This is a genomic window from Bdellovibrio bacteriovorus (genome assembly GCF_001592735.1).
In the GTDB taxonomy this organism is placed as follows: domain Bacteria; phylum Bdellovibrionota; class Bdellovibrionia; order Bdellovibrionales; family Bdellovibrionaceae; genus Bdellovibrio; species Bdellovibrio bacteriovorus_D.
Genome location: NZ_LUKE01000001.1, coordinates 630,659 through 643,297 on the forward strand (window position 1 = coordinate 630,659; position 12,639 = coordinate 643,297).

Annotated in this window: 9 protein-coding genes; 3 read left to right on the top strand and 6 right to left on the bottom strand. The window is 45.1% G+C overall.

The features are described 5' to 3' along the window. Positions 1 to 51: 51 nt before the first annotated feature. On the top strand, positions 52 to 2,151 hold the full coding sequence (locus tag AZI86_RS02980; protein ID WP_061833612.1) for a S9 family peptidase: 2,100 nt from the start codon (positions 52 to 54) through the stop codon (positions 2,149 to 2,151). Here the strand turns inward: AZI86_RS02980 and AZI86_RS02985 are convergent, their stop codons facing one another. From AZI86_RS02985 to AZI86_RS02995, 3 genes are all read right to left on the bottom strand, one after another. Continuing rightward, entirely contained in the window at positions 2,152 to 3,507 is a 1,356-nt protein-coding gene (locus tag AZI86_RS02985; RefSeq protein WP_061833613.1) for a hypothetical protein, read from the bottom strand. 107 nt (positions 3,508 to 3,614) lie between these two features. Next, positions 3,615 to 6,299, bottom strand: a complete 2,685-nt coding sequence (gene acnA, locus AZI86_RS02990) for an aconitate hydratase AcnA (RefSeq protein ID WP_061833614.1) — start codon at positions 6,297 to 6,299, stop codon at positions 3,615 to 3,617. A gap of 18 nt (positions 6,300 to 6,317) precedes the next feature. Then, complete coding sequence (locus AZI86_RS02995) at positions 6,318 to 6,866, bottom strand: NUDIX domain-containing protein (RefSeq protein ID WP_061833615.1); 549 nt, start codon at positions 6,864 to 6,866, stop codon at positions 6,318 to 6,320. 176 nt (positions 6,867 to 7,042) lie between these two features. Here AZI86_RS02995 and AZI86_RS03000 point away from each other — a divergent pair, with 176 nt between their 5' ends. After that, a complete protein-coding gene (locus AZI86_RS03000) occupies positions 7,043 to 7,774 on the top strand; it encodes a hypothetical protein (RefSeq protein ID WP_253715635.1) in 732 nt (243 codons plus the stop codon). A gap of 52 nt (positions 7,775 to 7,826) precedes the next feature. Here AZI86_RS03000 and AZI86_RS03005 read toward each other — a convergent pair whose 3' ends face one another. Next, on the bottom strand, positions 7,827 to 8,945 hold the full coding sequence (locus tag AZI86_RS03005; RefSeq protein WP_061833616.1) for an ATPase, T2SS/T4P/T4SS family: 1,119 nt from the start codon (positions 8,943 to 8,945) through the stop codon (positions 7,827 to 7,829). 165 nt (positions 8,946 to 9,110) lie between these two features. Here AZI86_RS03005 and AZI86_RS03010 point away from each other — a divergent pair, with 165 nt between their 5' ends. Beyond that, a complete protein-coding gene (locus tag AZI86_RS03010; RefSeq protein WP_061833617.1) occupies positions 9,111 to 9,812 on the top strand; it encodes a hypothetical protein in 702 nt (233 codons plus the stop codon). 332 nt (positions 9,813 to 10,144) lie between these two features. Here AZI86_RS03010 and AZI86_RS03015 read toward each other — a convergent pair whose 3' ends face one another. Next, a complete protein-coding gene (locus AZI86_RS03015; protein ID WP_061833618.1) occupies positions 10,145 to 10,897 on the bottom strand; it encodes a UDP-2,3-diacylglucosamine diphosphatase in 753 nt (250 codons plus the stop codon). Then, a complete protein-coding gene (gene ftsZ, locus AZI86_RS03020; protein ID WP_061833619.1) occupies positions 10,897 to 12,576 on the bottom strand; it encodes a cell division protein FtsZ in 1,680 nt (559 codons plus the stop codon). The genes AZI86_RS03015 and ftsZ overlap by 1 nt, the downstream gene beginning before the upstream one ends. Positions 12,577 to 12,639 lie beyond the last annotated feature (63 nt).

A 12,639-nucleotide genomic window follows, 5' to 3' on the forward strand; every position in this document is an offset into this window, starting at 1 on the left:
AAAAGGGGCGCATTTGCGCCCTTCACAAATTCTTGCTAGCATACTTCCTATATGAATAAGTTCGTCTATGTACTTTTCTTTCTGGGAGCTTCTTGTATGCATAAAAATATTCCACTGACGGCCCCTCAGCCGGTCAAAAAGGCTTTCACCCATTCTAAACACGGCGACAATCGCCAAGATGACTACTATTGGCTGCGTGAAAGAGAAAACCCTGACGTCATCAAATATCTGCAAAGCGAAAACGCTTACACCGAATCCGTCATGGCTCCGGCTAAAAAGATCGAAGAAAAAATCTTTGGGGAATTAAAATCTAGAGTCAAAGAAGACGAATCCTCTGCACCCGTTAAAGATGGAAACTACTATTATTCCGCCCGCTATGAGTTGGGACAACAATACCCCCTGCACGTCCGCCGTTTGGGTTCCGCCACCGGCCCTGAGGAAATTCTTTTAAATATTCCCGCACTAGCGCAAGGACACAGCTTTTACCAAAGCACCGGTCCGCGCATGAGCATGGACCAAAATAAAATGGCTTATTCGGTGGATACGGTCGGTCGCCGTTTTTTTACGATTTATTTTAAAGATTTGAAAACAAACACGATGCTGCCGGATAAAATCGAAAATGTTTCGGGCAACATGGCTTGGGCCAATGACAATGAAACGGTTTTTTATTCACAGCAGGATCCCAACACTTTACGCGTGCATAAGATCTTTCGTTACAGCTTAAAAACCCATAAAGCCGAATTGATCTATGAAGAAAAAGATGAAACGTTTTCTTGTTACGTTTATAAATCACTTTCTGACAAATTTATTTATATCGGCTCATTTAGCACCTTGTCGTCAGAGATTCGCTATATCGACGCGGATCGCCCCTTGAATGCAGCCACCTTATTTCAAAAAAGGGAAAAAGAAGTCAAATACATGGTCACAGACCATGTGGATCGCTTTTACATCACCACCAATAAAGATGCTAAGAACTTTAAGCTGATGACGGCCGAACTGACTAACACGGCCGCTTCCGCCTGGAAAGAACTCGTTCCGCATCGCAAAGATACTTACTTGATGGACGTGACTGTTTTTAAAAATTATCTAGTCCTTGAAGAAAGATTTAACGGCATCACACAATTGCAAATCATGGACCTTCAAGGGAAAAATCCGTATTTAATTCCTTTTGCGGATCAAAGCTATCTAGCTTCCGTCGGCGACAACCGTGAGTTTGATACGGACACTCTTCGTTATGATTATGAATCCATGCGCCTGCCTTCATCGGTTTATGATTTCAATATGAAGACTCACCAACAGGTCCTAGTAAAACGTGATGAAGTTCCTAATTACGACGAAAACCTTTACCGCACCGAGCGTGTTTTCTTAACAGTGCGTGACGGAACGAAAGTGCCTGTTTCTTTGATCATGAAAAAAGATCTAAAGCTTGATGGATCCGCCCCCATGCTGGTTTATGGATATGGGTCTTACGGCGCCAATATGGACCCTTGGTTTAACAGCGAGATCTTCAGTCTTGTTGATCGTGGATTTGTCTACGCCAAAGCCCATATCCGCGGTGGCTCTGAAATGGGCCGCGAATGGTATGATCAAGGGCGCACCGTAAATAAGAAAAATACTTTTTATGATTTCATCGACTGCACGATGGAGCTGGTAAATTTAAAATACGCCGATCCTCAACGCATCTATGCCATGGGCGGCAGTGCCGGCGGCCTTTTGATGGGAGCGGTGATGAATATGCGACCGGATCTTTATAAAGGCATGGTAGCGCAAGTGCCATTTGTCGATGTGATCACCACGATGCTTGACGATAGCATTCCACTGACGACCTCTGAATATGACGAGTGGGGCAATCCCAATGAAAAGACGGCTTATGATTACATCAAGTCCTATTCGCCTTACGACAACGTCAAAGATGCACGATATCCCAATGTGTTAGTGACCACCGGCCTGCATGATTCTCAAGTCCAATACTGGGAACCTGCGAAATGGGTGCCGCGCTTGCGCGAACACAATAAAGGGGACTCGGTCATTCTGTTAAAAACGGATCTTGAGGCCGGCCACGGTGGGGCTTCGGGTCGCTTTGATCAATTAAAAGAAACTGCGACCGAGTATGCGTTTATTCTGATGCTGGATCAACCGGCGGCTTTATAGCTACAAGCAACTGCGTGCTGGGGGCTTTGCCCCTGGCACATAGTCTTCCAAATCCACATCAAAATGCAACTGACCTTGTTGGCACTTAGTCACCAGAATATTTCTCACCTCTTGGGTGTTTTTGAAAATCCCTGCGAAGTCATTTTCAGAAAATAGCAGTTCTGCTTTGAAAAAATCTTTTGCGGCAGATGAGTTTAAGTCTTGAGCAAATCTCAACAGATGGCGATAGGTCGAATAACTCAGATGTCGAACTTTTTCTAAGGCTCCAACCTCTTTCATCATATTTGTTTTGATAACGCCGCAGTCATTGTCTTTAAGGATCATTTCCTTGAGCAACACCGCTTGTTTTCCTGCCATGATTTGGGATTCCGCCGGTGGAACAATGATTTTTCCGTTTTCAATTTTGGCATCAGATTTTTTACGACTGAAAGTGTTCGACCCTGGCTCAACAAAATACCAGAACAATTTAAAATGAATATTCCCGATGCGATCTTGCTGACTTAAAATGCGATCTAAAATAACCATATCGCTCACATCTTTCATCTGCAGCACGATCTGCGCAACCTTGGTAAAATCCGATGTCCCAACGCTTTGGGATACTGATTGAGCGTCTGTCAGTCTTAAAAACGGCTTTTGCTGCATGAACCTTTCATATCGTCGATCGTAACTGCCCGTTCCACTCACCTCGATGTATTGCTCCTCTTTTTTTATGTTATCAATCAAGGCGCCATACACTTGAGTTTGGGTACTGTCATAAAGCAGGGGATAATTCTGTGGGTTTTGATGGGTGCGGGCGAATTGCTCCCAAATGGTCTTAATTAAGTCTTTCGAGTCCCGCAGATGGTTCACCGCTTTATTTGCAAGATCCTCGTGAATACGGATATCCATCGTGCGAATAACATTCACCGGAACTTGGCCGCCCCCTCCGAGGGCGCGTGAGACATGGTAATAAGCTAAGATGGCTGGAGTATAAGAACATGAAATACTTTGCTTAAACTTGGCTTCATTGTTTAGGTCCATCGCTTTGTAGTTGCATTGAGAGGCATCAATCACCTCCTTGGGATATTGAGCCGTCGGTTCTAATAAAAGAATGGCCGGATTTGTCGATGTGTACTTAGGACAAATGCCGACGTTGCGATGAAAGTCATAACTGCATAACGTAGTTTCTTTGGCGGGATCCTCTTTTTTATACATGCCCCCGGGCCATTTTTTGGGGACGACGCAAACTTCTTGCACGCCTCGGGGTGAAGAATACGTGGTTTTAGAGTCGCCTTGCAGATCATTTAAGTTTAAAGCCAGACTTGAAAAAGAAACTAAAGACAGAAGGATGCTTGCTAAGATTTTTATTTTTTTCATCTCTTTGTTCTGCCGCACCCTTAAAGTACATGCATCTTACAAAGCAGAAATTAAAAACGCCGTTCGTGTTAGGAACGGCGTTTTTATTTTTCAACTCTAAAAATTGATTAAATCAGCTTTCTTAAAACATAGTGCAAAATACCGCCGTTTTTCATGTACTCAAGCTCAACTGCGGTATCAATGCGTGAACGCACTTTGACCTCTTCTTTTTGACCATTGGCGCGTGTAATCACTAAAGTCAAATCTTGCTGAGCTTTCATACTTGGATTGATACCGATGATATCAATTTTTTCGGTTCCATCAATTTTCAAAGTCTTGCGATCTGTGCCGGGATGGAATTGCAATGGCAATACGCCCATACCAATTAAGTTTGAACGATGGATACGTTCAAAGCTTTCAGCGATAACCGCCTTGATACCCAACAGACGGGTCCCTTTCGCCGCCCAGTCACGCGAAGATCCAGTCCCGTATTCTTTACCCGCAAAAACTACCAGTGGTGTTCCTGCCGCTTGGTATTTCATCGACGCATCGTAAATCGACATCGCTTCACCCGTCGGGATGTATTTGGTGTTGCCGCCTTCTGCACCACCCATCATTTCATTTTTAATACGGATGTTGGCAAAAGTTCCGCGCACCATCACATCATCATTACCACGACGAGCTCCGTAAGAGTTAAAGTCCACAGGTTGCACACCTTTACTCATCAAGAACTTGCCGGCTGGAGAATCTTTTTTAATATTACCCGCCGGAGAAATATGATCCGTTGTGATCGAGTCACCTAAAACCGCAAGGACACTGGCCCCTTTGATTTCACTGACCGATCCCGGCTGCATTTTCATGCCTTCGAAATACGGAGGATTTTTGATGTAAGTACTTTCATCCCAAGAATAAGTTTGTGATGAAGTCGTTTCAATTTTCTTCCAATCATCTGTTCCCGCAAACACGTTACCGTAACGAGAATCAAACATCTTCGTTTCTACGGTTTTATTGACTAAATCCGCGATCTCTTGATTGCTTGGCCAGATGTCTTTTAGATAAACCGGCTTGCCGGCAGAGTCTTCACCGATCGCATCTTTCGCAATATCAACATGCATATTGCCCGCTAAAGCATAAGCCACCACCAACATTGGCGATGCCAAGTAGTTAGCTTTGACATGCGGGTTGATACGACCTTCAAAGTTACGATTCCCAGAAAGAACCGCCGCCACTGTTAGGTTTCCTTTTTCAACCGCACCGGCAATCGGCGCTGGCAATGGACCTGAGTTCCCGATGCAAGTCGTGCACCCGTAACCAACCAGGTTAAAGCCCACTTGATCAAGGTATTTTTGCATTCCTGATTTTTCAAGATAATCGGTCACGACTTGAGATCCGGGAGCCAGTGACGTTTTCACCCAAGGTTTTACTTTCAAACCTTTCTCGATCGCTTTTTTTGCGACAAGCCCCGCCCCCAACATCACTGATGGGTTTGAAGTGTTCGTACAGCTGGTGATCGCGGCAATTACCACGTCCCCATTGCCGACTTGATAGTTTCCACCTTCAACGGCTTGGGCCGAAGAAGCGCGAGACGTTTTATCAGCGGCAACTTGAAATCCAGTTAAAAGTTGATTTTGGAAATCACTGGCAGCATTTGTCAGAACCACGCGATCTTGAGGACGTTTCGGTCCCGCCAATGATGGAACAACTGTCGACATATCCAAACTTAATGTGTCGTTAAAGAAATAATCTTTTTCATTTTCTTCTTTACGCCACATACCCGTGTTTTTCGCGTAAGCTTCAACCAACGCCACGGTTTCTGCAGGACGGCCCGAAAGGCGTAAGTACTTCATGGTTTCTTCATCAATCGGGAAGAAACCGCATGTAGCTCCGTATTCCGGCGCCATATTGGCGATCGTCGCACGATCCGCCAATGGCATTGTTGAAAGACCTGGTCCATAAAATTCGACAAACTTACCAACCACACCTTTTTTACGCAGCATTTGCGTGATGACTAAAACTAAGTCTGTCGCCGTGGACCCTTCGGGAAGTTTCCCTTCTAAACGGAAACCAACAACTTCAGGAATCAACATACTTAAAGGCTGTCCCAACATGACGGCTTCCGCTTCGATACCACCGACACCCCAACCTAGAACGGCCAAACCGTTCACCATCGTGGTGTGAGAATCTGTTCCCACAAGTGTGTCTGGATAAGCGTATTCAACGCCGCCATCTTTTTCATTCCAAACAGTTTTACCAAGATATTCTAAATTTACTTGATGGCAAATCCCTGTTCCCGGGGGAACCACTTTGAAGTTTTGGAAAGCTTTTTGACCCCACTTAAGGAAAACATAACGTTCATGGTTCCGTTCAAATTCCATTTTTACGTTTTCATCAAAAGATTTAGGGCTGGCAAAAGAATCCACCATCACCGAGTGGTCGATCACCAAATCCACCGGCACCAGTGGGTTGATCTTTTTGGGATCGCCACCTAATGATTTCATCGCGTCTCTCATCGCGGCTAAATCGACAACCGCCGGCACGCCGGTAAAGTCTTGCATCAAAACGCGGGCCGGGAAAAAAGAGATCTCGCGCATCATGGCTTTAGGATCCAGACTTAAAAGTGCGTCGATATCTTCTTTGCTGACATGCAGGCCGTCTTCATGACGAAGCAAATTCTCAAGCAAAACTTTTAACGAGATAGGAAGTCTTTTTAAGTTTGGGTGATTGATTTTAGATGAATTGAAGATGGTATAAGACTTCCCACCAACATTCAGAACTTCTTTGGATTTAAAACTGTCTTTTGACTGGATATGCATAGAAGGCTCCTTGCCCCCTTAATTCCACTCCCCATGGAGGATTTTATCAAGCCAAAAAGCCCCGATCTGGGTCTTTACATCCGTGACCTTACCTTCACGAACAAATTTCATAAGTTCGTCCGGGGACACCTCAACAACCTCTAAAAACTCCCCGTGATCTAGCTGCTGAGGCGCGGCCGTTAAATCCCGCGCTAGAAAAAGGTCGATATGTTCATTGGAATAGCCGATCACCGGGTGGATCGTGGTCAAGAACTTCCAATCCTTGGCTTCATAACCAGTTTCTTCACGCAACTCTCTTCGTGCGGTGAGCAAAGTTTCTTCGCCGCGATCACGCTTCCCTGCTGGAAATTCCAAAAAAACTTGTTTCACGGCATGACGATATTGATGAACCATGACCACTTTTTCGTTACTGAGAAGAGGAATCATCATCGCAGCGCCCGGATGCAAGATATACTCACGGACATATGTTTTTCCGTCAGGAGCTTGAACTTGATCTTGTTCGACTTTCAAATAACGGCCGCGAAAGACTTGCTTAGAGGACAGAACTTTTTCTAAGAGATGTTTCATATTTTCAGCCTCTCACAGCCCGTGAATTTTGTAAGCCAATACTCTGCTAGACAAAAGACAGATTGGCCCTTCGTCCAAGAGTGCCCACACCTCTTCCTAAACAGTTGCGGCTTCAGGGTGAATCTTTGAACCTATTAAAAGCCATTTAAAAATAGTCAAGATCAGGAGGATCCGACATGAAAACTTTTGGTAAAGTAGGCCTATTTATTGCGGCTGCCATTTTTGCATCTGTTCTTTTCACCCAAGATGCTTTTGCCCAACGTGGAAGAGTCAGCAGCCGTCCGAGCCTTGAAGGTGACATGTCACTGACTTTAGGAATTTCTACGGTATCGGCCGCTCAAGACGATATCAATGGCGCAGCTAAAGACACCGGTGCAAACGTTAAGGACATGAGCAGTGCCTGGGAATTTGTGGGCAACTGGGGATATCGCATCAGTGGATCCATGTATTCTTTCATTCTGCGACCCTCCTATTTTATGCAATCTGCGGATGGTGGCGGATACAAATACGAACTTTCTGGTTACACGATCTTCCCCATGATGCGTATTTACGCCTTGGAAAATTATTTTATCAAATTCTTTTTCCAAACAGGCGTTGGCTACGGTCAATTAAACGGTTCCATCACAGCCCCTTCGCAAACTTTAGATTTTAAAGGCGGTGCTTTTGGAGCGATGGGCGGCATCGGTGTTGATTTTTGTTTCACCGACGCTCACTGCTTAACGGTTGAGGGAAACCTTCGTTACCTCCCTATCGAGCGCAACCTGACTACGGGTGGCAGTTGCACCAATGGTTCGATCCCCGGCATCAGCCAATGTGGCGGTGGCAGCGAAGTTGAGCGTAATGGTTCGGACTTAAAAACCACCATGTCAGGTCTTCAAGGTCTGATCGGTTACACGATGAATTTCTAGTTTCAAATTTCAAATTTTGAAATAAAAGGAGCCGGAATGGCTCCTTTTTCATTTAAAGAAATGTATATTTCACTTTTCGACGTCCATCCTCTTGGGGAATAAGCACCTGATTGCTCACACCCACAATCAATGGATCCACGTTGTACCTGGTGTATTTTTTTACAAGTTTCAAAGCATCCTCGCCTGAACTTTCGGACATTTGAATGATCACCAAGTGCCCCGTGGCCGCCGCCTCATAAGCCGCGCCAAAAACTTGTTCTTCATTGCCAAAATAAGAAGACAGCCCCAAACAAATAACATCAGGATCTGATCCATGGATTTGGTGAAAGACGTTCGCAAAATCTTCGGGCTTCCTGGATTTAACTTCAATTTGATTAACACCCTCAATGACCATCTCCACAGATTCTTCGATCGTAAAAATCACTCGGCCCTCAGATCGAAGCTCGTTTAACAACGAATGCACTGTGGTCGTTTTCCCTGATCCTGGGGCTCCGGTGACAATAATAATTCCGTGGGCCTTCTGGGTCCAGCTTTTGAATCTCTTCAAAGCCTCTTTATCTCCCCCACTGATCTTTTCCAAAGACAGAACATCTTTTTCCGGCTGCCAGATTCTTAAGGTCAAACGAGGCCCGGTGACCGTCTCAATTTTTTGATAACGAATCTGCAGAGACTCGCCTTGCTCACGATTAAGGTGAAAGCGACGAGAGTCTTCTTGCCCTATCGGAGAAGAAAAAGAAACTAAGCTTGAATCAAGCTCGTGAAAAAAGTCTTCTTGGATGGAACTAAGCTTATCCAAGCCCTCGTTATTACGATAAGAGATTTCGTACTTTCCCTTAGTGGGATAAATATGCACCAAGCGTGCTCCATGATCAAAAGCATCCCAGATGATTTGTTCGGCCAAAGTGTGAGTATCCAATTGCATTGATGTCTCCTTTTTATTTTTCTTTCGAGACTGCAAAATCTCTGAAAGCTGAAGAAAATCCCTTTGCACATTGATCCGAGAGGCCTTCCCCGAAACATGGATCTCTAATTCCTCCCTTAAGAAACGCCATTGTCTGCCCAGCTTATGACCCGGAATTTTCCCCGCCTGCAACCACTTATATAGAGTGCTAGGGGTGGTCTTCAGAAAAGCGACAGCTTCGTCAAAATCAAGGTATTCATTATTATCCATAGATAGCAATATATATCTTTTATTATCCATTGTAAACCATTATTATCCATAAATACGAGGCCAAACTTTCCCAAAGGATTTCGAACAGATAACTATTCGAATTGGGCATATTAAGTTTTGAAACCCTCATTTTTGAATTCCGCCGAGCTCAGATATAAGAGCCGCATGAAAACACTTATCGCCTTTTTAGCCATTTTTGCCACTGCCCCATCAAACGCTGCCATCGAAGGCATCAGCATCCCTAATGCCCACGTCGTCACTTCGACAGATCAGTCAGCGGTGCTTCGCGGACGGGCTCCGAAAAATACGGCCGAAATGAACGAGCTCATTAATGCGGGCGTGACTGAGTTTTTGATTTTTAAAAATGACACCAAAGGCGAAGTCGCCAAAGAACAAGCCCAGTTATTAAAACTCGGAATTCAACCTCAGAACATCACCCATATTCCCTTTTTATGGAAAGACATCAAAGATTTTAAAGCGGCTTGTGCAATGACCATCCAAGCCTTGCAAGTGATTGAAAATGCCACTCAAGCGGGTCGTAATATTTATTTTCATTGCACCGTGGGCGAAGATCGCACGGGATACCTTGCCGGTCTTTGGGGAATTTGGACTTCTATTTATGACTCAGAAACTCACGCTTTAAATGAGGAAATGTGTCCTCGAGGTTACGAAGCTGGAAATCCGGGAAAACCTTACCAGAACGTGGTTTCAAAAATTCGCGAAACACTCACACCGACATACTTAAAAATGGCAAATATCCTAGCCAGCGCGAAAGCTCGCGGCGAAGCTTTAGACATTTCGATGTGCGATCAAGAACCAAAAGTAAAAGTGGTTCCGTCGGTTCATTACTGCTCTTCTGGCAAGTAGGAACCGGACCTCGGACGACCTCAACGGCCGATATAGTTTTAAGAATAGATAAGCAAGAGATGAAGTTTGCAAAATAAAAAAGCGGTCCCAAGACCGCTTTTTTATGGATGAAAAGTCCCCTTCCGAACAAGGAGACTTTTATGAATATACCCCAGCAAGGTACTATTCGGTTTTCCAAAGATTTTCTTAAACTGGTTATTTTAGCCATCCTGCTATTTTTAACCTGAAGCGGGCCATTCATATCTTAGAATGATACGTCACGAGCGATGGGCGCGCCGTGCTTAAAACACGGGAAGAACCTAGGGATAGGGGCGGTTTTTGGGACCACCTAATTATTCAGGTAAATAGACCCAGTCGCCGATGCCGTCTTTCAGACGGAAGACTTTCACCTTGGGCTCAAACCATGAGCCCAAGTTAATTGAGCGTACAGACGTGTTACCGTCAACGGCCACTTGATGATCATCAAACACATGCATATGGCCTGAGATAATTATATCAAATGGTTTTTCCGGATAAACTTTGACGGCATGATCACGAATCATCTGCACAAGCTGATCGGTATTACGATTGGCGTAATCGGAAGTGCGCGCACGGCTTTTCTTGCTGGCTCTATTGCCGATATAATCCCAAAATTGACCCGGCAAGATATTGCCTAAGGGCTTAATACGCGGATTGCGGATGATGCTGCGATATTTCAGATATTTTTCATCTTGCAGATTAATCAGATCTCCGTGCTCAACCCGCACGCGCACGCCATCGATCAAGTAATGCTGGGCTTCGACAAAGACCTCAACACCCAGTTTTTTTTGAAAGTAACCTTCGACATGCACGTCGTGATTGCCTTCGATGTAAGTGATTTTAGCACCGGCCTTTTTTAGATCCTTTAATGCTTCCATTAAAGGCCAAAACTTTTTGGCAAAATAAGTGTGCGGACCCACCCACAAATCAAAGATATCACCCACCAAAAATAAATGAACTTGCTGCGGATTTGCATTAAGCAAAGAACGCAAAAAGCGCAACAGGATTTTCCCATTGCGCTCTTCAGCGGTTTTCAAGTGGATGTCAGATAAAAACCAGGCTTCCACTATTCTTTATTCAGATCGAATCCTTGTTTCTTGCGAATGAACGCAGGAACTTCCAAGTTTTGATTCGAAAAAGGAGAACTTAAAACTTCGCGAGCCATGCGACGAGCTTCATCAAGTGATTGCTGTTCGTGGTCCACGTTCATTGAAAGTTGCTCTGGAGTGTTGTGACGATCTTTCAAGCTTTGGCTTTCCTTAAAAGCGCGTGCTTTTGCCAGCAACAAATCGCGTGGAGACACATTTGTCTCCATTTGCGGTGCAATCGGCGTTGCCATTTCAGGAGCCGGTTGCGGAGCAACTGGAGCTTGGTGAGAAGCCGGCATTTGCGGCATTACATTTTGCGCTGCTTGCTGAGCCATTTGCGGAGTCACTGCTGGAACTGGTGGAGTTACCACAGTTTCAGTGATGTGCTGTTCTGGCGACTGAGTTTGCGTGAAAGTCATTACTTGAGTTTGCACCGTCGCAATTGGCGGCAATTCCGTCGGCATTTGCTGCGCTGGTTGCTGCGGTTGTGCTTGCTGAGGCATTTGCGGCATTACCGGCATTTGTGGAAACTGAGGCATCTGCGGCATTGTTGGCATCTGAGGCATCACCGGCATCTGAAATTGCGGCATTTGTGGCATTGGCGGCAATGTATTCATTTGACCGCCGAATTGCGCTGCTTGCTGATTCAAGAAGTTTTGCATTTGGTTTACTTGAGTCATATCGTTCACAAGCTTCACTTCATGAGAATCAAATCCCGTCGCAATCACTGTCACACGAACGACGTCACCCATATTGTCATCGATAACTGCACCGAAGATGATTTCAGCTTCTTCGTGAGCGGCTTCCGTGATCAATGTCGTTGCTTCGTTCACTTCGTAAAGTGAAAGATCAGATCCGCCCGTGATGTTCACGATGATACCTGTAGCGCCATCGATTTTAACATTTTCCAAAAGTGGAGAGGAGATCGCTGCCGTCGCTGCTTCAACGGCACGGTTTTCACCGCGAGCTGCACCTGTTCCCATGATCGCAATGCCTTTAGCTGACATAACCGTGCGGATATCGGCGAAGTCCAAGTTGATCAAGCCTCTAATGTTGATCAAATCAGAAATACCTTTCACCGCTTGCAGAAGAACTTCGTCCGCTTTTTTGAAAGTTTCCAAAAGGGGCGTTTTCTCTGCAGCGATTGAAAGCAATTTTTGATTTGGGATTACGATCAAGGTATCAACGTTTTCTTTGAGTTCTTGCAAACCGCCATCAGCATGTTTGCTACGTTTTTTACCTTCGAATAAGAATGGCTTAGTCACCACCCCGATCGTCAAAGCCCCTAGTTCGCGAGCAATTTTCGCGACGATGGGCGCGCCACCAGTTCCTGTTCCGCCACCCATCCCAGCAGTGACGAAAACCATGTCAGAACCTTCCAATTTTTCTACGATTTCATTGTAAGACTCAATAGCTGCTCTGCGACCCACATCTGGATTCGCACCAGCGCCCAAACCTTTAGTAAGGTCGATACCCAGTTGGATTTTGTTAGGAGCTTTGTTGGCATTCAAAGCTTGGATGTCTGTGTTGGCTACGATGAACTCAACACCGGACATATTGGATTCGATCATCGTGGTCACCGCGTTGCTTCCACCGCCGCCGACACCAACAACTTTGATATTCGCTCCGATATTGATATTTTCCTCTAACTCAAACATTTTGCCTCCCCCAGTTAACTATTTGGCTGTCCTCGAAAACAGCACCCGCCAGTAAAAAAAATT